Annotated in this window: 18 protein-coding genes; 13 read left to right on the top strand and 5 right to left on the bottom strand. The window is 42.7% G+C overall.

The features are described 5' to 3' along the window. Position 1 precedes the first annotated feature (1 nt). Together DZ860_RS20190 and DZ860_RS20185 are read right to left on the bottom strand one after the other, a co-directional pair. Positions 2 to 700, bottom strand: coding sequence for an ABC transporter permease (locus DZ860_RS20190; protein WP_120034736.1), 699 nt, complete (start codon positions 698 to 700; stop codon positions 2 to 4). Between the two features lie 6 nt (positions 701 to 706). Continuing rightward, on the bottom strand, positions 707 to 1,525 hold the full coding sequence (locus DZ860_RS20185; RefSeq protein WP_120034734.1) for an ABC transporter substrate-binding protein: 819 nt from the start codon (positions 1,523 to 1,525) through the stop codon (positions 707 to 709). Between the two features lie 385 nt (positions 1,526 to 1,910). Between DZ860_RS20185 and DZ860_RS20180 the strand changes: the two genes are divergently transcribed. The 3 genes from DZ860_RS20180 (at position 1,911) to DZ860_RS20170 (ending at position 8,586) form a co-directional block, all read left to right on the top strand. Next, entirely contained in the window at positions 1,911 to 3,362 is a 1,452-nt protein-coding gene (locus DZ860_RS20180) for a sigma-54-dependent transcriptional regulator (protein WP_120034732.1), read from the top strand. Further along, positions 3,352 to 5,370 carry a sensor histidine kinase gene (locus tag DZ860_RS20175; protein ID WP_243641894.1) on the top strand — a complete coding sequence of 673 codons (2,019 nt, stop codon included), beginning with the start codon at positions 3,352 to 3,354 and terminating at the stop codon, positions 5,368 to 5,370. Before DZ860_RS20180 ends, DZ860_RS20175 begins: the two co-directional genes overlap by 11 nt. A 354-nt stretch (positions 5,371 to 5,724) precedes the next feature. Beyond that, the gene (locus tag DZ860_RS20170) at positions 5,725 to 8,586 is read left to right on the top strand and encodes a M66 family metalloprotease (RefSeq protein ID WP_120034730.1); all 2,862 of its coding nucleotides are present in this window, start codon (positions 5,725 to 5,727) and stop codon (positions 8,584 to 8,586) included. Positions 8,587 to 8,664: 78 nt separating this feature from the next. Here DZ860_RS20170 and DZ860_RS20165 read toward each other — a convergent pair whose 3' ends face one another. Together DZ860_RS20165 and DZ860_RS20160 are read right to left on the bottom strand one after the other, a co-directional pair. Beyond that, positions 8,665 to 9,543 carry a mechanosensitive ion channel family protein gene (locus tag DZ860_RS20165; protein WP_120034728.1) on the bottom strand — a complete coding sequence of 293 codons (879 nt, stop codon included), beginning with the start codon at positions 9,541 to 9,543 and terminating at the stop codon, positions 8,665 to 8,667. 1 nt (position 9,544) lies between these two features. Then, positions 9,545 to 11,890: an ATP-binding protein gene (locus DZ860_RS20160; protein ID WP_120034727.1), complete on the bottom strand. Its 2,346-nt coding sequence runs from the start codon at positions 11,888 to 11,890 to the stop codon at positions 9,545 to 9,547. Between the two features lie 401 nt (positions 11,891 to 12,291). Here DZ860_RS20160 and DZ860_RS20155 point away from each other — a divergent pair, with 401 nt between their 5' ends. Then, positions 12,292 to 13,884: an ABC-F family ATPase gene (locus DZ860_RS20155; protein WP_120034725.1), complete on the top strand. Its 1,593-nt coding sequence runs from the start codon at positions 12,292 to 12,294 to the stop codon at positions 13,882 to 13,884. A gap of 175 nt (positions 13,885 to 14,059) precedes the next feature. Here the strand turns inward: DZ860_RS20155 and fdhD are convergent, their stop codons facing one another. Next, positions 14,060 to 14,896 carry a formate dehydrogenase accessory sulfurtransferase FdhD gene (fdhD, locus tag DZ860_RS20150; protein ID WP_120034723.1) on the bottom strand — a complete coding sequence of 279 codons (837 nt, stop codon included), beginning with the start codon at positions 14,894 to 14,896 and terminating at the stop codon, positions 14,060 to 14,062. A 228-nt stretch (positions 14,897 to 15,124) separates the two neighbouring features. Here fdhD and DZ860_RS20145 point away from each other — a divergent pair, with 228 nt between their 5' ends. The 9 genes from DZ860_RS20145 (at position 15,125) to DZ860_RS20105 (ending at position 24,009) form a co-directional block, all read left to right on the top strand. Next, the gene (locus tag DZ860_RS20145) at positions 15,125 to 15,589 is read left to right on the top strand and encodes a DUF3305 domain-containing protein (RefSeq protein WP_120034721.1); all 465 of its coding nucleotides are present in this window, start codon (positions 15,125 to 15,127) and stop codon (positions 15,587 to 15,589) included. Next, positions 15,579 to 16,181 (top strand): DUF3306 domain-containing protein, encoded by a 603-nt coding sequence (locus tag DZ860_RS20140; protein ID WP_120034720.1) that lies wholly within the window; start codon positions 15,579 to 15,581, stop codon positions 16,179 to 16,181. The genes DZ860_RS20145 and DZ860_RS20140 overlap by 11 nt, the downstream gene beginning before the upstream one ends. A gap of 309 nt (positions 16,182 to 16,490) precedes the next feature. Next, positions 16,491 to 18,152: a 4Fe-4S dicluster domain-containing protein gene (locus DZ860_RS20135; RefSeq protein ID WP_120034718.1), complete on the top strand. Its 1,662-nt coding sequence runs from the start codon at positions 16,491 to 16,493 to the stop codon at positions 18,150 to 18,152. Between the two features lie 18 nt (positions 18,153 to 18,170). Continuing rightward, positions 18,171 to 18,794: a TorD/DmsD family molecular chaperone gene (locus tag DZ860_RS20130; RefSeq protein ID WP_207890660.1), complete on the top strand. Its 624-nt coding sequence runs from the start codon at positions 18,171 to 18,173 to the stop codon at positions 18,792 to 18,794. Positions 18,795 to 18,856: 62 nt separating this feature from the next. Then, positions 18,857 to 19,054 (top strand): twin-arginine translocation signal domain-containing protein, encoded by a 198-nt coding sequence (locus DZ860_RS20125; protein WP_120034714.1) that lies wholly within the window; start codon positions 18,857 to 18,859, stop codon positions 19,052 to 19,054. A gap of 15 nt (positions 19,055 to 19,069) precedes the next feature. Beyond that, positions 19,070 to 21,925, top strand: coding sequence for a formate dehydrogenase subunit alpha (locus DZ860_RS20120; RefSeq protein WP_120034712.1), 2,856 nt, complete (start codon positions 19,070 to 19,072; stop codon positions 21,923 to 21,925). 11 nt (positions 21,926 to 21,936) lie between these two features. Then, the gene (gene fdh3B, locus DZ860_RS20115; protein ID WP_120034710.1) at positions 21,937 to 22,545 is read left to right on the top strand and encodes a formate dehydrogenase FDH3 subunit beta; all 609 of its coding nucleotides are present in this window, start codon (positions 21,937 to 21,939) and stop codon (positions 22,543 to 22,545) included. A gap of 14 nt (positions 22,546 to 22,559) precedes the next feature. Further along, complete coding sequence (locus DZ860_RS20110) at positions 22,560 to 23,609, top strand: formate dehydrogenase subunit gamma (RefSeq protein WP_120034708.1); 1,050 nt, start codon at positions 22,560 to 22,562, stop codon at positions 23,607 to 23,609. Continuing rightward, entirely contained in the window at positions 23,593 to 24,009 is a 417-nt protein-coding gene (locus tag DZ860_RS20105) for a hypothetical protein (protein ID WP_120034706.1), read from the top strand. Before DZ860_RS20110 ends, DZ860_RS20105 begins: the two co-directional genes overlap by 17 nt. Positions 24,010 to 24,192 lie beyond the last annotated feature (183 nt).

Raw genomic sequence — 24,192 nt, 5'->3', positions numbered from 1 at the left:
CTTAGTTTCTTAAATAGCCACGACCACGCATGCTACCTAACATAAAGTTTAGCAGCAGGGCCAGTGAGAGTAATACTATTCCCAATGCGACGCCCTGAGCGAAAGCTCCTTTATGGCTTTCCATCGAAATTGCAGTTGGAATATTACGCGTTACACCCATTATGTTCCCCCCAACCATCATTGAACAACCGACCTCGGTCACGATACGAGAAAAGGCGGTAATGGTTGCCGCGAGAAGTGGAAAGCGAGTTTCCCAAATCATGGTCGCCGCTACACGGTAGGGTGAAGCACCAAGGGTAATGGCTGTTTCTACGGCTCGGCGATCACTCGATTGAAGTGAACCATGCATCATTGCGACCAAAACAGGAAAACAAATCAGCATCTGGCCGAATACCATCGCCTTTTGGGTAAAAAGCATTTGCCAATCACCGAGTGGGCCTGCGCGTGATAGCAACATGTAAAGCAACAAGCCGATAACCACTGTTGGTACGGCTTGAAGGGTATTAATAATTGACAAGAAGAACCATTTACCGCGGAACTCCGTGTAAGCGAGAATGAATGAGAATAGAATCGCTGGCAGCAACACCAGAGATATCGCAGTCAAAGATACATTAAATGAGACCGCAACAATCGCTAACAGATCTGGGTCAAAGGCGACCAAAAGTGCCAACGCGTCTAGTGTCGTTTGCCAGAGACTCATGAATAATTATTTCTCGTTCGCGTTCGCGACAAATAGGTGTTTACCATTGATAGTAAAGTTGTTAATCAACTCTTGGCCTTTCGGATTAACCAACCAGTCACTAAACACTTTTGCACCTTGGTAGTTGATTGTCGGGTAACGCTCTGGGTTAACCAAAATTACTTGGTATGGGTTAAATAGTTGCTTGTCGCCTTGAAAAAGAATTTCAAGATCAACTTTGTTGTTATACGCAAGCCATGTACCACGGTCAGTCATGGTGTAACCTTGCATTTCAGATGCCATGTTCAACGTTGGTCCCATACCTTGTCCAACAGAGCGGTAGCCACCAAAGTTAGGTTCGATTTTTGACTGTTCCCAAATCCCTTTTTCTTTTTTATGTGTACCTGAATCATCGCCACGAGAAATAAACGTTGAGTTGCTTTCTGCGATGTTTTTGAATACGTCAGTTACATCTTTTTGAGTTTCAATTTTTGCTGGATCTGCAGCAGGACCCACAATCACAAAGTCGTTGTACATTAGTTTGCGAGGTAGAACACCGTAACCTTGATCAACGAAATACGCTTCTGCTTTTGGTGCATGAGTCATGACCAAATCAACATCACCATTTTCACCCATCTTCAGAGATTTACCAGTACCAGCGGCAATAACGTCAACTTTATAACCTGTATCTTTTTCAAACTCTGGTAGTAAATAGTCTAGTAGACCTGAATGATACGTGCTGGTTGTTGTAGCAAGACGAACGTGCGGTTGTTCATCAGCAGAAGATGCAGAGTAGCTGACTAGGGCTAATGATGCGGCGGCTAAAGTATAAGTAATCGCTTTCATTTTATATTCCATTTATTTATCGCTCATCAACTGAGCTTATTTATTCACTAACAACGGTACGTGTTCAGTGCGTTGATAAGCAAAGTAAATGCCAAGTTTTAGTAAATAACCAAGAAAACTCATATAAATCGACATAACAGAAATGTTAACCCAGTAATATCAATGGAGTTTACCGCTATTGTGCGCTATTTGATGGTTTATCCGTTGTGCTTGAGATCGCTAATTCGTATCTAACGGATCCAATATAGGTCTAAATAATGACAATAAATCAGTTTGTTAGCGTACATAATGACTGGGTGGGACAAAATGTCGCATATTGACTCGCTACAAGGGGGTGTTTATTGGTACACTCTGTCTCACTGACAATTTTTCTAGCTGAATCAATATGGCTCCAACGTTCGCCCCTAATCAAACATTACAATATCAAGCTTTTTCTGTTCTCGTGGTCGACGATGAAGTGGGAATGCAAGCCATTCTAAAAAAAGCATTGAGTAAATGGTTTTCAAAAGTCGACTCAGCCGGCAGTATCGAAGAAGCGGAGATACTGCGTAGTACTGATCATTACGATTTAATCGTTCTTGATATCAATTTACCAGGACGCTCAGGAATAGAATGGGAAGAAGCATTTAACGATGATGATAAACGAGCCGACGTGATTTTTATGACTGGCTATGCGGATTTAGAGACCGCAATATCAGCGTTAAAACTCGGTGCTTCCGATTTTATTTTGAAACCCTTTAACTTAGAGCAGATGTTGCAGTCTGTTAAGCGCTGTATGGATAAGCGTTTAAATGAACGAATGCAATACGCACTGTCTCATGATTTTAAACGTCATATCACCACCGAAATCGTTGGAAATTCAGAAAGAACCCATTCGCTAAAACAGCTTATTTCCCAATTTGCACCATCACGAGCATCGGTTCTGATTGAGGGAGAATCTGGAACGGGTAAAGAGTTGGTGGCTCGCGGAGTTCATGAAGCCAGTTTGCGTAAAGGGCCATTTGTTCCAGTTAACTGTGGTTCTATTGCGCCAGAATTGCTAGAGAGTGAACTCTTTGGTCACACATCCGGTGCATTTACCGGAGCGAAAAAAAGCAGGGAAGGTTTATTTCGCGTGGCGAGTGGCGGTACGCTATTCCTTGATGAAATCGGTGAAATGCCTCTTTTGATGCAATCCGCGCTTTTAAGAGTCTTGGAGCAACGCACAATTCGACCTGTCGGTAGCGAAAAAGAAATCAGCGTTGATGTTCGAATTGTCGCAGCAACCAACCGTAACTTACAAGAAGAAGTTAATAAAGGAGCGTTTAGAGAAGATTTATTCTACCGCTTAAACGTATTAAAAATTGATGTAAGTCCATTAAGAGAACGTAAGGCTGACTTGCTTGAGTTAGTGCCATTTTTTATCAAGATGTTAACTGCTGAACTCGGTATGCCAGATCCGAAGTGGGCTCATGAAGATATTCTCGCAATGAATAATTACGATTGGCCAGGGAATATCCGTGAATTAAAAAATTTAATAGAACGTTGCATTTTACTAGGAAAACCACCGGCTCATTATTGGCGAGAAAGCGATTTGACTCAGGCGACTAGCAATGTGTCACTCACTGTTTCAGCGAGCTCTGAGTTGATTGATATGGCTGAAACATCTCAATCTCAGGCGGAGGGCTACCCGAATAACTGGACTTTGAAAGAAGTAGAGAAATCCCATATTCAACAGATTGTAAACTTGCATGACGGGAATAAGTCTGCTGCAGCTCGAGATTTAGGTGTCGCACGTAAAACACTCGAGCGTAAATATAAAGATTGGGATATTGAGGATACCGGCTATGACTACTAAGGTCGGGTTATTTGAGAAATGGCGTCATCGTTTCAAGACGATGGTTCGATATCGACTGATGATCTTAACTTCTGCGCCCATTTTTCTAACGTTAATCGCACTGATTGCAATCACAATTTATTGGTCAATCCACTACACTTGGCAAAGTGCTTTATTGGATGTTTCAGAGCGTCTTGCTGTAGCGAATAACAGTATTGCTCTTATTCAACAAAAGCAGGCTAACCATGTAAAGTCTTTCGCTGATTCTTACGATTTTCGCACCCGAATCAATCGAGATGAAGAGGTCACCAAGTGGGTATCACAACAAAAGAACCGGTATAACCTCGATTTTTTGTTGTTTCATCCTATAGAGCAAATAAACAAGACAGAGTTTCAGCAATATAGTCGTGAAGAGTCTTTTTTTGATGTTCTAGACGCGCAAGCATTGGATGCACTCGATCCTAATTTGTCGAAACAAGCGCAAATTCCAATTTTGAAAGGTAATAAGGTCGAATCTAGGGGGCTAATTAGTCGTACAGTTGTCGAAATCTATGGCAATGATAACCAAGTTATTGGTTACTTAGATGGCGGTTTGCTACTGAATAACAGCACGGCTTTAGTTGATCAAATTCGAGACTTAATTTATCCCAACAAACTGGATAGCTTACGCCCTGTAGGTACATTAACGCTCTTTTTAGATGATCTTCGTGTGAGTACTAATGTGCCATTAAATAGTACTGATCGGATTGGTCGCGCTATCGGCACCCGAGTCTCTTCTTCGGTTGATAGAGCGGTATTGGTTGATGGTGAGGAGTGGGTTAACCGGGCATTCGTTTATGATGCGTGGTATATCACGGCGTATCAGCCAATCCGAGATCATGATGGCCAAGTGATTGGCATGCTATACACCGGTTATTTGATGTGGCCATTTGTGAAAGCGTATATGACGAATATTGCTGAAGTAAGTATAACCACATTGCTATTGCTGTTCGTTTCAGGGCTAATGGTATATAGAGGTTCGCGAGACCTGTTTAATCCTATCGAACATATCCACCGCGTGGTGAAGATGATTCAGTTAGGCAAAGATACGAGAATTGGTCCTCTTGATCTTGATGAACAGCATGAGTTGGCGCAACTCGCCAAACAGTTCGATAATATGCTTGATCTGCTTAGACAGAGAAAAAATGAAATCAAACAATCGGCGATGGAACTGGAATGCAAAGTTCATGAACGAACTGCGACGTTGAAAGAAAAAACTAACGAACTTGAATTGCACATTCATTTGTTGAATCAAACTCGAGACAAGTTGGTGGTTCATGAAAAATTGGCAGCATTAGGTGAGTTAACAGCGGGAATCGCCCATGAAATTAATAACCCAACAGCGGTAATTTTGGGGAATGTAGAACTGCTTCAATTCGAATTGGGTGAAGAGGCTGAACGTGTGCGTGAAGAAATTGAAGCCATTCATACTCAAATTGACCGGATACGAAATATCACTCGAAGCTTACTTCAATACAGTCGTAAGGGAGGAGTGCAAGATGAGGTGACTTGGCAACATGTTAATCCAATCATAGATGAAAGCATTACCTTGGTTAAGACTGGTAGCAAAAAGCGCGATATTGAGTTTGTCACCGACCTACACGCACATACTTCGGTTGAGATTAATCGCCATCAATTACTACAAATATTGGTTAACTTGCAGATGAATGCGATTCACTCGATGCAGGGAAAGGGTCGTTTGACTGTGATTAGTGAAGACTGGTGTGAGAATGGTGAAGCGAAAGGCGCATTAATTCATATTGAAGATGAAGGATGCGGTATTAAGCCTGAAAATCTTAAGCGAATTTTCTCTCCATTTTACACCACTAAGCGCGAAGGTACTGGTCTAGGTTTATCTGTGTCGCAGAGTATTTTGAGCCAAACAGGTGGGGAACTTACCGTGACATCAGAGTGGGGACAAGGTAGCCGTTTTACAATTCGCTTGCCAAATAAAGCAGAAACACACTTGCTGGTTTCTACTCGAAATTAAGCTGTGTAGTCATCGTCAATACCATACTAAAAGCACCTTATTTGAGGTGCTTTTTCGTGTTCGATAGTCTCTGAATATAATCCATATCATTTACGAACAAAGAATGATCGACTAATTACCCAGGATATTCAATCTTGTTTTTATATAAATTGCCATAATTATATTTATATTGGTAATAAATCACTTATTCGATCATTGGTCGCAAATCATTTGGAATAGAGATCTAAGTTAATAAAACTGTCATTGGCTTGTCCTTGAATAAACGCTCTAAAATTCTAGTCAAAGGGGCCCCTTTGTATCTGCTTGTGAGTATTGATGCTGACAAGTTCACAATAATTAAAATAGAGACTAGATATGAAAAAGAAACTATTAGGGCTTATGGTCGCATCCGTTTTGACGACTAATGCTTATGCTGCTGAACTAACTTTAGAGCAGGCTAGCGTTAAAATTATGACAAAAATGGAAGAGTTAGCCGTTCTGGTAAATCAACCAGAAAATGTTATCCAAAAAGGTGAATACCAGTACTTGCAATACAAAGGTAAGAATTTACGTATCAACTTTGACGGTAACGTAATGTTCGATCTATTTGATATTGAATCAGAGTTCCAAACTGTATTCGATTTTATACCTAAACACTGGCAATACTGGGGTTACGCTGGTGGTTTTGATTTATTTCCTGAAGGTTACGATGCGCCGAATTGGGAAAAATGTACGTTTGCTCTGTATGCGGCGGGTAGAGGCTCAAAAGACAACAACGGGAATTACATTTGGGAGCGCCCTCTAACCACCAATCTTGATACTTCGGAATGTACTCCTGTTGTTCAAAAACCATCTATCTTCTTTAATAATAATCAGCTTGAAAACATGCTCACCGGTGAATTGAATGGTGCGGTTTTATTTGCTCAAGCACACATAGTTCCGGCAAAACCAGCAAGTGATGAAAAACGCATGCATTTGGTTGGTGAACGAAATACTAAAGTGATGTTCAAACCGCAAGTGGCATTCGAGCCTCGTACCCAAGTTACCGTTACGGCGAAAAACCGTCAGGGTGAAGTTCTTGGCTCACTGGATATGCGAGCCCCAGAACTACTGGCGCGTAACGTGCTCGCGATTCCTGAGATGAGCACAACAGATATTGATTTTAGTTATGATGAAGCGGCTGTTTTTGCAGTTCGCGAGGTTTCTAGCGCTGCAATTTCTAACGCATTAGCTGAGCATGATGTGGTGAAACTCAATACGTGGAATGGTCACTGGATCCGCGATATTGCTTTGGAACAAAATAACCCAGAACTTGATGGTAAAACATTTATCTTCCAATCAAGCGCTGGCTATAACTCAAATGTAAGCTATTACCAAGACCGTACTCGTACGATTGTCAATGGCACGACGACGGTATTTAAGAACGTTAACGGTGCATGGGTACTCGAAGATGATTTGATCTTTAACGAAATTGGCTATGCTGATGGTTATTGGTCTGCTGAGCTGCCAAAAGAGTGGTTAGCACCTGGCCTTAATCTGACGTTTGCTAATGATGGTAAGTCTGGCAGTTTAACCGGCATTAAAGTTGGCGCACCAACAGAGCTACTTCTACATACTATCGATGTGGGTATGCTGGTTGAGCCTCGTGATCGTTTTGACTTCCAAAAAGACAAACTAGCACAGCGTGAATACTTTGAAACAGCGCCATTGAGTAAAATGGTGGTGAGTGAGTATGAACCGGTTCATCTGCTTGAAGTGATGCTACCAGATGGTACGTTACTGACCGATCATGATCCAAGCGAAGGTGGTTGGCATGGCGGCACGATGCGTCAGCGCATTGGTAAAGAGCTATTCTCAATTGGTATCAACAATGCCAACTATGGCATTCATTCTACCGCTGGTGTAGGAGAGGGTGAACATCCCTATTTTGTTGCCCAGCTAACCGCTCATAATACTCGTGGTGTTTATAGTAACGGTGTCCAAACACATGGCGGTTCTGGTGGTGGCGGTATGGTCACGCTTGACAGCTCAATTGGCAATGAATTCAGCCATGAAGTTGGGCATAACTACGGTTTAGGCCATTATCCTGGTGGTTTTGAGGGTTCAATCCATAAGCCGGCCAATATGAGTAATTCGACTTGGGGCTGGGATTCATCTCGTGATGTGTTCATTCCAAACTTTGCACCACAAAGCAACGGTGGCGAAAGTTGTCTAGATGGACAATGTGTTCCAGCGTTCAATGATATGTTCCGTTTTGGTAGCGATTCAATGGCAGGCGGTTGGGCAATGTATAACCAACAGCGCTTTACCATGTACACGCCTTATTCGATGTTCTTTATCCAAAAGAACTTAGAGAGCAAAGCGGTGTTTGATCAAACTTCTTCGACTGGTTTTAAAAAGTGGAATGAAGAGACTGAGAGTATGGAGGAATACACACACCGTGTTGATACTCTGGAAATCACCAGTGTTGCACCATGGGAAGCAAACGCTGAGCGTATTGCCGCTCTATTCGGTAACTTTGACAAAGTTGAGTTGTCAACTTGGAATGGGCATTGGGCGCGTGATATGTCGGTGCCTGAAGCGAGCATGAGCAATAAAGGTAAGATCTTTACCTTTAACTCGGATGCTGGCTATAACTCGAACTTGACCATCAATAGTGAATCGATGGTCGTTCCTTACGGCAGTCGTTTGGTGTTTGTCTCTGATGGTCAAACATGGGTGAAAGATGCAAGCTTTGAACAATATCAAGCGATCAAACCAACTCAATATGGTGTCCCTGTAACGACATTAGTGGGTTACTACGATCCGTCGAAGCAACTAGAAAGCTTTATCTTCCCAGCTCTTCATGGTTCATATGGTTATGTTTACGCAGCTGACAGCGCAAGCCTTATTGCGAACTGTGCACTAGAGGTTGAAATGGCCAACGGCGACGTAGATAAATATGCGCTGAAAAATAATCGTCGTAACGCTGATAACATGAATAAGTTCCACGTTAACGTAGCACGTTCTGACAATCCAAAGGCAGCGAGTGTAGTGTGTGATGGTGAAGTACTTGATACCATGATCATAACAGCTCCAACCCAAGAACCTGTTTACACGGTTCAAGGTGGTGATGAGCAGGCTAGTTCGTTAGCAAAATCTAAAGCATTTGCTATGCCAGCTAATAATGCAACCCAACGCGTATTAGCAACTCGTTATGAGCCAGAGAATTGTGCAAACCCGGAACATAATCATTAATTACTAACTTATTAATGATAATTCCTGACATAGTAAAAAGCGCCTAATTAGGCGCTTTTTTATTCCAATAAATCGAGATTAACTCGCGTTAACCGCAATCTTCGGTGGATTGATGTTGTGTTTTCTGAACTCTTTCATTACGCGAAGGGTAATGTCGGTCTCGAACAATTTTTCATAAGCGGTATCAACAACATAAGCTTTACAAGTCAACTGAATTGCAAGGTAGTTGTCGGTGATGGTTTGTTTCACTAATACGGTCACCGGCTTAGGCAAGTGAATATAACGACTTGAAGAGGCCGCTTCCTGAATCAAATCGCGGGCTAGGGTGATATCTTCATTCATACCGACGTAGAATGGGATCACCACCTGCATATCGAGTGCTCCATAGTTACCGCTCACAACCACTTCATTTAAGAATTTGTTGTTCGGAATAGTGATGATGTCATCGGTTAATGTACGCATGCGTACCGAGCGTAAGCCAATGGTAATGATATCACCGTAGTTTCCCTCGAAAGTGACGCGGTCACCCACCTGGAATGGCCGATCGACCATCACGGTAATACCCGCGATGAACGATGCTGCAAGGTCTTTCAACGCAAAACCGACTGAGACCGCAAGCGTACCACCAATCAATGCGAGAATTTGGTCGTTAATCCGAAAGCTCATCATAAACACCACAATACCAGTGCTCATGTAGATAAAGAACTGAGTAAAAGATTGCAGTTTTTGTAGCAGCATTCGGTATTGAACGAACTGACCACCGAAGCTTTCGACCATAGAGCTCATAAATTTAAGCAATAGCCATGCGCCAGCAATCACGAATAGCGAGAAAAATACGCCACTCCAACGTACTAGGCTGGCAATTTTCGAAATGTTTTCTACGTTGGCGATTTCTTCCGTAGCAAAACACGGTAAGGCAGCAAAGCCAATAAACAGTAGAATTATTAATCTTTTCATACTACTTCACCAAAAGATGTTGACGGTCGAGGACGTTTGTTATGTGACGGAACCAATGATCAGAGATACGGGCTTGATCTTCGCTCCACTCGATATAGCCACGGCTTTGGAAGTAACGCAAAATACCGGTAATCTCAGCAATGCTCAGCTGAGTACAATCAGAGAGAATTTCCGGCGAGGCGATTTCTAACTGCACAATAGAACGTAGAACCGCCAACATTGGTTTTGGCATATTCTCCAGTTCTTGTGACTCAGGGGCATGGAATAGGCGCACTACAGCTTGATCGGTTTCTTTATTGCGGTTGATCGACAAACGGAAGAAGCGCAATGCCACGGTTGGGTTACCATCTGAATAGTGCCAAAGAATGCGGTAGAAACCTTGTTTCGCACGTTCTTCTTCACTCATCTCGTCTTGGTCCCACTGCTTTGGTACAACGAGGCCCTCAAACGACAACGGTTTTTCAAGGTCTTTGTTGATACGGCTATCAAGCAGTTCACCAATTTGTTTCTCATTCCAACGAGGAAGAAAGCAGACCAAATCAAACAGCAGACGCTCGCCACGGGCACGGTCGACAAAGCGCCAACTCGATTTCGCAATTGATAGTACAACACGGTGATTTTTCTTCGAACGACGCAGTAGGTTCGTTACACGGATGAGATCACTCAAACCGCCAACCATTGGTTTTACGAGGCGATGGGCATTATCAATTGCGATTAAGTAAGTGGTTTCACTTTTACGTAAATAAGCCAGAATTTGAATCTCACTAGACTCTTCATCAAGACCAATACTTAACGCTAATTGCGCCAACAAACCGCTATAGCCAGAATAAGGACAGTTCAAGTAAATTGGCTCTGCGTTTGAAACCTTGTTTAGCATACTGTTCAACAAGGTTGTTGAACCAACACCACGTTCGCCAGAGACAACACAAATCGCGGGGTTATCAGACATCAGATAACGCGAGAGCTGTTTGACTTCTTCAGTCGCGTAATTGATCAACTCACTATCCATGCTGCCAGGCAAGACGTATTCAAACACTTGTTCGCCTTTTATACGCACGAGATGGTTTTGGCATTTATCAATGTCGGATTGTTTAGCAACTTCAATACGAAATAGGTAAGCCAGAGCTTGGCTGAACAACGTAGAGCGTGACAGTAGGGACATAAGGCGATGCTTTGCACTTTCAATTGTCAGCCAAACAACACCAATGGCGGTCGCAGCAATATTGATCAAAATAGTATTTTGACGATTTATTGCCCACGTTACCCATACGGGATGCTCGGAGTAGTCACTGAGTGATTCGAGTACTTTCTCACGCCATAAGCGCAGGATTGAGATAGTGACCAGCACAAACCAGAAGAACAAGGCGCTGTAGATCCAGCTATAAATAGTGCCTTTGCCTAAGGTGCGAATAGAAATCTGCATGATCACACCAGCAATGATGATGCTCCAAACGTAACGACGGATGGTTGATAGACGCAGTGCAATCACCGCACGTGATGAAGTGCGGCTGTTACGATAGGCAAATTCTAAAATAAAGCTGATTGCGATAGAACCGCCTAGAACCCACCAAGTGAAGATTTCAAGGAAGATTAAATGCTGTAAGCTTGGTATCTGAGAAAGCACACGCAGTGAGAGTGTAATGGCAATTAACCATGCAATTGCTCGGTGAGCGCGACTAATGTACCAAACAATACGAACCCAAAATGCAGGTTTATTATTGTTTTCTAACTGACTGACGCGGAAGAGATCAATCAATCGCTTACTGTTAGCGAGCCACCAAACTAAGCCAAAATAGATGAACAAGACTTTAAGTGCCGCCCAAATTACGGGAATCGGTGAAATAAAGATATCTTTGATGAGTGCTTTAAAACTTCGGATTTGGAAGTAAACAACATATTCCGCATTGAGTTTGGTCAGTTGCCACTCTTGTTTAAATTGCGTCACACCGTAAGGACCAAAACCGGTGAGACGATCACGATTTGCCGGGTTAGTTAGTGCCAATAGCGCTTCTTTGCTTCGGTTTAAACTGGTTAGCGTGAAGTAACTGTTTTGTATGTCAGACCAGGTTTGTGGTGAACTCTCGTGACGATGCGCGACAAGTTGTGCGTCAAAGGTTGCGATTTGTTCACGTTGAACACGCAAAACTTTGGCCAGTAAGATATTAACTTGGCGTTTATCTTTACTAGACATAAATAGTGGCTCAGGAAGTGAAGCAACTTGCTGTGCAATGTCGTTTGCCACAGGTGAGCTCTGTGGCTGAGATTGAAAGCCGTAATCGTTGTTAGCCAAACTTGGCCAAGCAGCGAATAGACACGTCAATATAAGGACGCGTACATGAAAACGCATAAAATTCTCTTAAAATTATAGTGTTGGAGTTAGTGTAGTAATTTTGGCTGGGTTTGCGAATTTCGTCGCAAACGGGGGGCAGGCACTCTAAAGGTAAAATATTTTGAAATGTCAGACTAATGTCATGTTTGATTCACTCTAAAAGTAGAATCTCGACGACTCAGAGCTCTAACAGGCAGAGCGAAAAGCGGTGATCTATAACTTGGATACGATACGTTGCCTAAGATTAGCAGCTTCTTATATGGTGATGATCTTAAAAGTTAAGAGGAAATTGATAGGCTTCTTTCCTCGATTCAATGAGCTAAGTGCTAAAATGAAGTGAATTAATCAAAACAACACTTGAAGTTCTTAGCCGTAACCAGTAACGTTGCGCGGTTTTTTGACGAATTAGGATACAGGTTTTGATCTCCACAGCAAATATCACCATGCAATTTGGCGCGAAGCCACTTTTTGAAAACATCTCGGTTAAGTTTGGCGAGGGTAACCGTTACGGTCTTATCGGCGCGAACGGCTGTGGTAAATCGACCTTTATGAAAATCCTGAGCGGCGAGCTTGAGCAAAGCGCAGGTAACGTAAGCTACGATCCAAACGAGCGTGTAGCAAAACTAAACCAAGACCAGTTTGCTTATGAAGAATTCACAGTAATTGATACTGTTATCATGGGTTACAAAGAGCTTTGGGATGTTAAGCAAGAGCGTGACCGTATTTACTCTTTGCCAGAAATGAGCGAAGAAGACGGTATGAAAGTCGCTGATCTTGAAGTTGAGTTTGCTGAAATGGACGGCTACATGGCTGAGTCTAAAGCAGGTGAGCTTCTACTAGCAGTAGGTATTCCTCTAGAGCAACACTTTGGCTTAATGAGTGAAGTGGCTCCTGGTTGGAAACTTCGTGTGCTATTAGCACAGGTTCTATTTGCTGACCCGCACATCATGTTACTAGATGAACCTACCAACAACTTGGATATGGATACCATCGGTTGGTTGGAAGATACTCTTAACCAACGTAACTGTACAATGATCATCATTTCGCACGACCGTCACTTCCTAAACTCAGTTTGTACGCATATGGCTGACTTAGATTACGGTGAATTGCGTGTTTACCCAGGTAACTACGATGAGTACATGACAGCGGCTACTCAAGCGCGCGCTCGTCTACTGTCTGATAACGCGAAGAAGAAAGCACAAATTGCTGAACTTCAAACGTTCGTTGCGCGTTTCTCTGCAAACGCATCGAAAGCGAAGCAAGCGACATCTCGTGCAAAACAGATTGATAAAATTCAAATTGATGAAGTTAAAGCATCAAGTCGTCAAACCCCATTCATTCGATTTGAACAGTCTAAAGAGCTTTTCCGTAATGCTCTGATTGTTGAAAACTTGTCTCAAGGTTTTGAAGACGATCTATTCAGCGACTTCAATGCAATTTTTGAGGTGGGTGAACGCGTTGCTATCATCGGTGAGAATGGTGTGGGTAAAACAACCTTAATGAACACGTTAGCAGGCGCACTAGAGCCACGTAACGGTGAGTTCAAATGGTCTGAAAATGCAAACATCGGCTATTATGCACAAGATCATGCACACGATTTTGAAGAAGATCTCAATCTAACTGATTGGATGGGTCAATGGCGCCAAGAAGGCGATGATGAACAAGTTGTTCGCAGCTTCCTTGGTCGTATGCTATTTGGTCAAGACGACATTAAGAAGTCAGTAAAAGTCCTATCTGGTGGTGAACAAGGTCGTATGCTTCTTGGTAAGCTAATGATGCACAAACCAAACATGTTGTTAATGGATGAACCTACTAACCACATGGACATGGAATCTATCGAAGCGCTTAACACCGCATTGGAGGAATATAAAGGTACTTTGTTCTTCGTATCGCACGACCGTATCTTTGTTGACTCTATTGCAACGCGTATCCTAGAAATCCGCGACGGCAAGATTAATGACTTCCGTGGTACTTACGCGGAATACCAAAGACATCGTGGTATTGCAGGTTAATCAACTCTGATTTAACGTTCACCACAAAATAAAAAAAGCCCCGTATTTGGTTTCCATATACGGGGCTTTTGTGTATCTAGCAATTACTATCATAAGTGAATGGGCTTTCTCAATCTTGATTCGTTCTCATTTGTCACTTATGCGATATAACATTTAATCCTTAGCAGGCAAAAGACTAATCTGCGTTTTGGTCACTTCCCTTAACGTCAAACAAGATTTTATCGGCGCCAGTAAAGACTTGGAAACGAAGTCCTTTCGCTCGCGCTATGGTGGTAATACCAAACTGTTTTGCAAGGTCGAGTCCCATCTGAGTCACACCCGAACGTGATAGTAGAACAGGAATTCCCATTTGAGCGACCTTGATTACCATCTCAGATGTTAATCGGCCAGTTGTGTAAAAAATCTTACTATTACCGGTTTCACCATTAAGCCACATCTCACCAGCTAAGGTGTCTACTGCGTTATGACGGCCAACATCTTCAACAAATGATAGTACCTTGTCTCCTTGGCACACAGCACATCCATGAACTGCTCCGGCTTTCTTATAGGTGTCGTTGTAATGTGTGAGAGCTTCAAGAGAGGTGTAAATTTCAGATTGTTTCAGAGATTCTTGAGGTACTTGATAATTTTCAAGTTGCTTCATCACATTACCGAACATTGTTCCTTGACCACAACCTGAAGTAACGGTTTTCTTTTTTAATGCAGTTTCTAAATGGGCTGTATCTTCTTTCGTTACAACAGCAGCTGTATGCGTTTCCCAATCAATAATAACTGATTCAATTGCCGCTGGATCGGTCAGGAACCCTTGATTCTTAAGGTAACCAAGTACTAGGGACTCTGGGCGAGAACCTAATGTCATTAAGGTTACGACTTCTTTCCAGTTAAGCATGACAGTTAAAGGTCGCTCACAAGCAATTTGCTTGGTCAGCTTTTCTCCATACTCGTCAAACACTTCAACCTCGATGGTTTGCAATGGGTTTTCGCTCGTTTTAATGATATTTGGCTTATCCACTAGGCATCCTATTTTTTTAGTCGTATTATTTTTTATACAAAGGACTAGCAATTACTGTTCCCAAATCTTGCTCTGTCCATTCTGCTTGTATGAGACACAATTATTATGCAAGCTCACTGAAAATAGAAGAACTAACGTTTTTAAGGTTATTATTTTAACAGAAGCCGAATATTGAGAAGATAGGTATAATTATTGCTACACCTCAGTATAAAGAAAAAAAGGTGAAACATGTCAAAATTAGAAAGTACTAGCCTAAAGATAGTTAAAACGGAAGAGTGTTGGTCCATAGATTGCGATATCGTCGAACATGAAATTACAACAGGGATATGGGTAACCGTTCAAAAACAACTTGCTGGGTTTAATTTAAAGCCGACTGCAGAAAGTGAACATGTCATGTTGCTTCAGCTGTTTCGCGATGAACGAACAGACTACCGTTTTAATTTGAGCTCCCAAAGCCCTAAACTTTTTTTGGTTTTGGATAACCTTGATGAGAGCAGTCATACTAACCTTGTTAGTTTAACTGCTTCTCAGAGCGTAGCGAGTCGTTATATGGATGGTGACTATCTTGTACTATCACATGATATGCCTTTAGCGGTTCAAGCGTGGATGGAGGCCTATATTGGGCGACATGGTGAGCTGTTAGAAGTTCGCAGAAAAAAACGTAAGGGTGCAGGTCGATCAAATGGCAACTAGTTTTCTCTCACGTTGGTCTAAAAGGAAACTGGACGAAACTAAGCAAGACGATGTTACACAGGAAGAAGTAACAGATCAGTCTAATGATAGCGTTGTATCTAGTGATATTACATCAACTGTGCATGACACAAACGATACGATCATTGATGGCAATAAGCCTCCTTTCGAAGAGGCGAGTATCGTGTCCTCAGAAACAGAGGGAGTTGATACGGATGAAGCAGAAAAACCATCAATAGCAGCGTTACTGGCATCTGAGGCTTCGGCAAGTGTAAAGAAAGCGGCATTACGAAAACTATTTCTTTCTGAAGAGTTTAATATTCGTGATGGTCTTGATGATTATGATGAAGACTATAGTCAATTGAAAACTTTAACGGAAGGGGTCGCGGAGACCTTGCGAGACTGGGTTAAAGAAAAAACAGAAGAAGAGCCAGAAGAGCATGCTCATGACAGCCTCGGTGATGAAGTTGCTCAAAAAGATACCGATATAGCGGAAGATGAAAAAGAACTGGATATAAACACAGTATATGAGAATTCGGAGCAAACTGAACAACAAGTTGAAATACTGAGACAAAATATACCAAATCAAGAATAGGTACATTTTGACTGTATCACCAATGAACCGGTTGGGACAAATTGTCTCAATCGGTTTTTTTATGGTTTTATTCTGACTAAAATTTATCTAATTATATGATTTTTAAAAGTTAAAGAGTTGGTACGACATTTGCTAGGTATCAAGCAGTAACATTTCATTGAAGCTGTGCGTATCTTTAAGGCGCCAAGGTTAGAAAGCTGATTCTAGATAAAACTCATGATACTTACTGAGTTCTTAGTCAGCACTTCTTCCAGCGCTAGCTACAATGAAAGTGGAAAGAATTTTCATGTTCATGAATGGAACTGAGCAATGCTGAAAGAATTATTACAACAAGCAACTTCCAATAACGGTAAAGCAAGGCTTTATGCTTTTGAAAATACCGTCGAGTTAACTAATCTAATTCCGCCAACGGTAAGTTATGAAAGCGGTGGTAACACTTTGATTGTCGGTCCAACGGCGATCATTGAAAGTGCTGCTGCACAATTAACTCAAATGAATAGTGTGACCTTGCTTTCGACAGATGGAGAAAAAGGAGCGCATCAGGCCCTTTATTTCGCAAGTACGGTTCAAGTCTCTGGTTTTCTAGGAACATTTGAAGTGTTAACAGAAAACAATGGCATCACTAGTAACTTAGCAAAAGCAACCATTAATAGTGACTGCTTTGATGTTGTTTTGGACCTATGTCTAAACAGCTGTATGTCTGAAGAGGTTCCAGTTCCTGGTTATTACCCTGTAGGGCGAGGCTATCCAAAACTTGCTGATGCCTTGGAAGAAATCCCAACGTTAATGGGCACTTTCGATAAACCAAAATTTTTCCGTCTGGATACTGACCTATGTGCGCACAGTTCTCGTGGTGTGAAAGGTTGTGAGCGTTGCGTGGATGCTTGTCCCGCTGGCGCATTGAGCAGTCAAGGTGACGATAAAAGCGGTCACCATATCGAGATTAACCCATACCTTTGCCAAGGCGTGGGTACGTGTGCAACGGCTTGTCCGACAGAAGCAATCCATTACGCATTGCCTAATCCAGATGACACGCAAAAATTCATTGAACGTACGTTAGCGAATTATGAGAAAGCGGGTGGTCAAGATCCTATTGTTTTGATTTGTAGTTCTCGTCATGAAAGTTACAACGTCATGGCATTGAAAGCGTTACCAGATAACGTTATTCCAGTTGTCGTGGAAGAACTACCATCAATTGGTATTGATACGTGGTTTGCTGCGCTGGTGAATGGTGCGACTCAAGTACTGTTCGCTGCAAGCCGTTTTATGCCGCCAACGATTATTCGTATTTTGAATAACGAAGTCTCTATGGCTCAAGAGTTACTGAGTCATTTAGGCATTCAAAAAGAGTGTATTGATATTCTCTACCTAGAATCGCTACGCGAAGGTCCTCCTACGTTGTGTATTGATTCATTCGACCTTGCATTAGGTGATTTGGAAGGTAATAAGCGTCAACGTCTATTTACAGCACTTGATGCTTTGGCTATTTCACGTATTCCGGTGGAGAACATCGTTGAGCTATCAGCAAGCGCGCCATACGGTAGCGTTGAATGTGAAAGCAAAGATTGTACGTTATGTATGAGTTGTGTAGCAGTTTGTCCAACACGTGCTCTGCATACTGATGGTCAATCGCCATCACTTCAATTTGTTGAACAAGACTGTATTCAATGTGGTTTGTGTGTAAAAGCATGTCCTGAAAAAGTACTAACGCTGACGCCACGCATTAACTGGGATAAAGAATCTCGCCAAAAAGCGACTATTATTCATCAAGAGAAAGCGGCGGAATGTACACGTTGTCATAAGCCGTTTGCCCCTCAATCTATGATAGATATGTTGCAATCGAAGTTACGTGGTCACTCTCATTTTGATAATGAAGCGGCGATTGGCCGTATTGCTATGTGTGAAGACTGTCGTGTGATCGATATGTTTGAAAGCATGGCGAATAATCCCATTGATCAATTGAAATATTAGGAGCTGTGCGTGGAAAACATGAACGAGCAAGAACAACAGTCACTACGCAGCGATATTTATCTTTTGCTGGCAACATTATTTCGTCAAGCGCCAAATGCTGAGTTAATCGACTTTCTATCGACGTTAGAAGTTGAACAAAGCGAAAGTGCGATGGAAAAAGCTTGGCTTGCTTTACGTGAAGCAGCACAAAACTCGAATCGTGAAACACTAGAAGAAGAATACCAAAATCTATTTATTGGTATTGGTCGAGGTGAAGCAGTTCTATTTGGCTCTTGGCATATGACAGGGTCTCTAATGGAAAAGCCATTAGCGGATATCCGACATGACCTAGAGCTACTTGGTTTTGAACGCCTAGATCAAGTAAAAGAACCAGAAGACCATATTTCAGCACTGTGCGAAGTGATGGCTATGCTAGCAGAAGAGGAGGCCGATCTTCAGCAAGCATTTTTCAACAAGCATATTGCCACTTGGTATGATGCATTCGCTCTACAGGTAGAAACCGCCAAGAGCGGAGATTTCTATCGTTCAGCAGCCGCTTTGTTACGAGCGTTCGGTACGCTAGAACAGGTGCAATTTAGCAAGAACACTAAGAGTAAATCGCATTTGAAAATTGATGTCAAAAACGTAACTGAGTACGAGTAATAACATCGATAAGAGGGACGGTAAGTCCCCAAAAAAAACTACCTGAGGGTAAGGAAGCAATAATGAAAGATAATAATGAAATTAATACGAGCCGTAGGGATCTCCTCAAAGGCTTAACGACTGCTGCCGTAGCTGGTGCAGTTGTCGCTGGTACAGCCAAAGTGGCAACTGCAGCAGAAACGGTAGAAATTAAATCTGACGAAAAGAAGATGGGCTATCGTGAAACTCAGCATGTTCGCGATTATTACGACTCATTGTAATTAGGAGCTTAGCGCATGAAATTAGTAAAACGCTCCAATACGGTGAGCAAAGAGCAAAATCAACTTGGTGTATCACGTCGTTCGTTTATGAAGAATTCTTCATTAGCGGCTGGTGGCGCGGTAGTTGGCGCAAGTTTATTTGCACCAGGTATGATGAAAAAGGCAGAAGCAAAAACTGTCGATCCAGAAGCGAAAGTAGAGCAGAAGCGTACTATCTGTTCACACTGTTCAGTGGGTTGTGGTGTTTACGCTGAAGTTCAAAATGGCGTATGGACTGACCAAGAGCCAGCATTCGATCACCCATTTAACGCTGGTGGTCACTGTGCGAAAGGCGCTGCATTGCGTGAGCATGGTCATGGCGAACGTCGTCTTAAATACCCAATGAAGCTGGAAAACGGTAAGTGGAAAAAGCTTTCTTGGGATCAAGCTCTAGAAGAGATCAGCCAGCAGGCACTTAAGATTCGTCAAGAATCAGGTCCTGACTCTGTTTACTTCTTGGGCAGTGCGAAGCACAACAACGAACAGGCATACCTGTATCGTAAAATGGCGTCGCTTTGGGGTACCAACAACGTTGACCACCAAGCGCGTATTTGTCACTCAACCACAGTAGCCGGTGTTGCAAACACTTGGGGTTACGGTGCGATGACAAACTCATTCAATGATATGCATAACTGTAAATCGATGCTGTTTATTGGCTCGAACCCAGCAGAAGCGCACCCAGTTGCAATGCAGCATATCTTGATCGCGAAAGAGAAGAATAACTGTAAGATTGTTGTTGCTGATCCGCGTCGTACACGTACTGCTGCGAAAGCTGATCACTATGTCTCTCTTCGTCCGGGTACAGACGTAGCATTCATTTGGGGTGTTCTATGGCACGTATTCGCGAACAACTGGGAAGATAAAGAGTTTATCTATCAACGTGTATTCGGTATGGATGAAATCCGTACAGAAGTAGCGAAATGGACTCCTGCAGAAGTTGAGCGCGTAACTGGTGTAGCAGAAGCTCACGTTTACGAAACTGCGAAACTCCTTTCTGAAAACCGTCCAGGTTGTGTGGTTTGGTGTATGGGTGGTACTCAACATACTACCGGTAACAACAACACACGTGCTTACTGTGTGCTTGAACTTGCACTAGGTAACATGGGTAAATCAGGCGGCGGTGCAAACATTTTCCGTGGTCACGATAACGTTCAAGGTGCAACTGACTTAGGTGTACTTTCTGATACTCTACCTGGTTATTATGGTCTATCAGAAGGCGCTTGGCGTCACTGGTCTAAAGTATGGGATCTAGATTACAACTGGGTTAATGGTCGATTCGACGATAACTCTTATTCAGGTCAAAAACCAATGAACAGTGCAGGTATTCCTGTATCTCGTTGGGTAGATGGCGTTCTAGAAAACAAAGACAAGATTCGTCAACGTGACAATATTCGCGCAATGTTCTACTGGGGCCACGCTGTAAACTCTCAGACTCGTGGTCCTGAGATGAAAAAAGCGATGCAGAAATTGGATATGATGGTTGTTGTTGACCCATACCCAACGGTAGCGGCGGTAATGAACGATCGTACTGATGGCGTTTACCTACTTCCAGCGACGACTCAGTTTGAAACCCACGGTAGTGTCACAGCATCAAACCGCTCAATTCAATGGCGCGATCAGGTTATTCAACCGCTATTTGATTCTAAGCCTGACCATGAAATCATGTACTTGCTTTCTCAAAAGTTAGGCATTTCAGAACAGTTGTTCAAGAACATTAAAGTTGAGAACAATCAACCAGTAATTGAAGACATTACCCGCGAATTCAACAAAGGTATGTGGACCATTGGTTACACTGGTCAAAGCCCTGAGCGTTTGAAAGAGCACCAACAAAACTGGCATACATTTGACTTCACGTCACTTGAGGCTGTTGGTGGCCCTGCAAATGGTGAAACCTACGGTCTGCCTTGGCCTTGTTGGGGTACACCTGAAATGAAACACCCTGGTACGCATATTCTTTACGATACGTCGAAGACGGTTGCAGAGGGTGGTGGTAACTTCCGTACTCGTTTTGGTGTTGAATTTGAAGGTCAAAGCTTACTTGCAGTAGACAGTTACTCGAAAGGTTGTGAGATCGAAGATGGTTATCCAGAATTCACTGATAAGCTATTGAAACAGCTTGGTTGGTGGAATGACCTGACGGCAGAAGAAAAAGCCTCTGCTGAGGGTAAAAACTGGAAGACTGATCTATCTGGTGGTATTCAGCGTGTTGCAATTAAACACGGTTGTATTCCATTTGGTAACGCAAAAGCCCGTGCGATTGTATGGACGTTCCCAGACCGTGTACCGCTACACCGTGAGCCTCTATATACACCACGTCGTGATCTTCTTGCTGAATACTCAACGTGGGACGATAAAGAAGCGATTTTCCGTCTACCGACGTTGTACAAATCAATCCAGGAACAAGATAAATCGAAAGAATACCCGATTATTCTAACTTCTGGTCGTTTGGTTGAGTACGAGGGTGGTGGCGAAGAAACACGTTCTAACCCTTGGCTTGCAGAGCTTCAACAAGAAATGTTTGTTGAAATTAACCTTAAAGACGCAAATGACCTTGGCATCAAAGATGGTGATGACGTTTGGGTTGAAGGTGCAGAGAAAGGCCGTATTAAGGTGAAAGCGATGGTTACACCACGTGTTATGCCTGGCCTTGCATTCTTGCCATTCCACTTCGGTGGTAAATTTGAGGGTGAGAGTCTTCTTGATAAATATCCAGAGGGCACTGCACCTTACGTAATTGGCGAAGCTGCCAACACCGCGACCACTTACGGTTATGACCCTGTCACTTTAATGCAAGAAACAAAAGTGACTCTCTGTAATATTCGCAAAGCGTAAGGACTCTGAAAATGGCTAGAATGAAATTTCTTTGTGACACTAAACGCTGTATCGAATGTAACGGTTGTGTCACTGCATGTAAGAATGCAAATACTGAAGCTGTGCCTTGGGGTATCCAACGTCGTCGCGTTGTTACTCTTAATGATGGTGAGCCGGGTGAAAACTCAATCTCTGTAGCATGTATGCACTGTTCTGATGCTCCTTGTATGGCAGTTTGTCCTGCAGATTGTTTTGAACACACAGAAGATGGCATCGTATTACACAATAAAGATCTCTGTATCGGTTGTGGTTACTGCTTGTTTGCTTGCCCATTTGGTGCACCACAATTCCCTAAACAAGAATCGTTTGGTGAACGTGGTAAAATGGACAAATGTACTTTCTGTGCAGGTGGCCCAAACACTGAACCGGGTTCTGAGAAAGAACGTATGCTTTACGGTTCTAACCGTATTGCAGAAGGCAAATTGCCAATGTGTGCATCTATGTGTTCGACTAAATCTCTACTTGCGGGTGATGCTGAAAAAATTTCAGACATCTTCCGTCAACGTGTGGTTGAGCGCGGTGCGAAAAATGCGGGTTGGACAGACGGCGAAGATCTTTCTTACGACGCAACACAAAGTTAACTCTGGAGAGAGATATGACCCATTTATTTAAACGTCTATCTCTTGTTGTGCTGCCAATTTTGGCAGCACTGGTGATGACTCTATCTCTGCCTGCAATGGCAGATGAGTCAGCACCAGTAGCCCAAAAAGAGATGACACAGCTAGCAGGCGCAGATTTTTGGCATGAAGTTCGTGCTGGAGAGGCGGGATTTACGACTTCTAAATCACCAGAGCATGGCGTCCTAATCAGTACACCAGGTTCGACGTGGTATGTATTGAAAGAAAAATGGATGTCCCCAGCAGGGGCTATTGCCATTTTCGGAAGTATTGCCATGGTATTTATGGCCTACGTTTTAGTCGGTCCGTTAATGCTAAGCAAACCTCGCACTGGACGTAAGTTGAAACGTTGGTCTCGTTGGGATCGCGCATTGCACTGGAGCATGGCATTTACTTTCTTAACACTGGCGTTCAGTGGTCTTATGTTAGTTTACGGAAAACATTTCCTTAAACCTTACGTACCGACTGAGTTCTGGGGTTTTGTTGTAATGCTAGCTAAGCAATACCATAACTATGTGGGACCGCTATTCTTTATGTTATTAATCATTGTGTTGCTTAAGTGGTGGCGCAAATCAATTCCAACCATGACTGATATACGTTGGTTTATGAAAATGGGTGGAATGGTTGGTAAGCATAAAGGTACGCATCCGTCAGCTGGTTTCTCAAATGGTGGTGAAAAAGCAATTTACTGGTTATTGATCTTCTTTGGTGCCGCGGCGGCAGTGAGTGGGCTAATTCTCGACTTTCCAATCTTCGGACAAACTCGAAGAGATATGGAATTATCGAATCTACTCCACATGTTCTCAGCATTAATCTTGATCTGTGGCTTCATTTTCCACATCTATATTGGTCTATTCGGTATGGAAGGAGCTCTTGAGGGCATGGTAACGGGTGAGGTTGATGAGACTTGGGCTAAAGAACATCATGATCTTTGGTATGCAGAAGTCAAAGCTAACGAAGCCGCGAACACCGCAGAAACACCGGATGAAAAGGTAAAAGGAGTATCAACAAATGAACAAGCCTCATAATGGTATTTGGGTTGCGTACATTTTAAGTTGTTTAACACCGTTTACATTTTTGATTTCAGGTGTCATTGCTATCATTTATGCGGGGTATCGCTTAGATAAAAATGAAGATGGCGAGATACTTAACTCACATTACTATGGGTTAATTCGTACATTTTTCTTATATCTAACGTTCTTTGTCGTATTGATCGTAACGGTTGCAACATCAAATGGTGTATTAGTGGGCGTCAGTGATTACTGGCTTCACAGCAAGTTACTCGATAGCATTGCTTATTTCATTCCATATGTAGGGATGGTGTTTGCAGCACTGGCTATTATTGTTTGGTTGGCACGTATGTACCAAGGTATGACGCAACTAAAAAATGGTCAGCTTCATCGACCATCAACAGGACCTAACTTGTAAGTTATTGACCTCTTGAACTTAAACCCCAGTATTTACTTAATGCCACTCGCTTAAGAGCGAGTGGCATTTTTATCTCTAAAGCGTGAGGGGTATTTCTGCGCTTTTTTTAGCACAGCTCTGGGGTAAGGCTTTCTTTTTCTCTTTTTAGGAAGTATTAGCCGTTTGCCATTGTCCCTCAACTCT

This window comes from Vibrio sinensis (assembly GCF_003605645.1).
GTDB lineage: Bacteria > Pseudomonadota > Gammaproteobacteria > Enterobacterales > Vibrionaceae > Vibrio > Vibrio sinensis.
Note: the sequence above shows the minus strand (reverse complement) of the source record. Positions and strands in the feature narration are given on the sequence as shown.

What these genes read in the sequence shown, in the direction of transcription:
- DZ860_RS20180 (WP_120034732.1), top strand. Translation starts at nt 1,911, where the DNA reads ATGGCTCCAACGTTCGCCCCTAATCAAACATTACAATATCAAGCTTTT.
- DZ860_RS20120 (WP_120034712.1), top strand. Translation starts at nt 19,070, where the DNA reads ATGAAATTAGTAAAACGCTCCAATACGGTGAGCAAAGAGCAAAATCAA.
- DZ860_RS20140 (WP_120034720.1), top strand. Translation starts at nt 15,579, where the DNA reads ATGGCAACTAGTTTTCTCTCACGTTGGTCTAAAAGGAAACTGGACGAA.
- DZ860_RS20105 (WP_120034706.1), top strand. Translation starts at nt 23,593, where the DNA reads ATGAACAAGCCTCATAATGGTATTTGGGTTGCGTACATTTTAAGTTGT.
- DZ860_RS20160 (WP_120034727.1), bottom strand. Translation starts at nt 11,890, where the DNA reads ATGCGTTTTCATGTACGCGTCCTTATATTGACGTGTCTATTCGCTGCT.
- DZ860_RS20170 (WP_120034730.1), top strand. Translation starts at nt 5,725, where the DNA reads ATGAAAAAGAAACTATTAGGGCTTATGGTCGCATCCGTTTTGACGACT.
- DZ860_RS20135 (WP_120034718.1), top strand. Translation starts at nt 16,491, where the DNA reads ATGCTGAAAGAATTATTACAACAAGCAACTTCCAATAACGGTAAAGCA.
- DZ860_RS20145 (WP_120034721.1), top strand. Translation starts at nt 15,125, where the DNA reads ATGTCAAAATTAGAAAGTACTAGCCTAAAGATAGTTAAAACGGAAGAG.
- DZ860_RS20165 (WP_120034728.1), bottom strand. Translation starts at nt 9,543, where the DNA reads ATGAAAAGATTAATAATTCTACTGTTTATTGGCTTTGCTGCCTTACCG.
- fdh3B (WP_120034710.1), top strand. Translation starts at nt 21,937, where the DNA reads ATGGCTAGAATGAAATTTCTTTGTGACACTAAACGCTGTATCGAATGT.
- DZ860_RS20175 (WP_243641894.1), top strand. Translation starts at nt 3,352, where the DNA reads ATGACTACTAAGGTCGGGTTATTTGAGAAATGGCGTCATCGTTTCAAG.
- DZ860_RS20190 (WP_120034736.1), bottom strand. Translation starts at nt 700, where the DNA reads ATGAGTCTCTGGCAAACGACACTAGACGCGTTGGCACTTTTGGTCGCC.
- DZ860_RS20110 (WP_120034708.1), top strand. Translation starts at nt 22,560, where the DNA reads ATGACCCATTTATTTAAACGTCTATCTCTTGTTGTGCTGCCAATTTTG.
- DZ860_RS20125 (WP_120034714.1), top strand. Translation starts at nt 18,857, where the DNA reads ATGAAAGATAATAATGAAATTAATACGAGCCGTAGGGATCTCCTCAAA.
- DZ860_RS20185 (WP_120034734.1), bottom strand. Translation starts at nt 1,525, where the DNA reads ATGAAAGCGATTACTTATACTTTAGCCGCCGCATCATTAGCCCTAGTC.
- DZ860_RS20130 (WP_207890660.1), top strand. Translation starts at nt 18,171, where the DNA reads ATGAACGAGCAAGAACAACAGTCACTACGCAGCGATATTTATCTTTTG.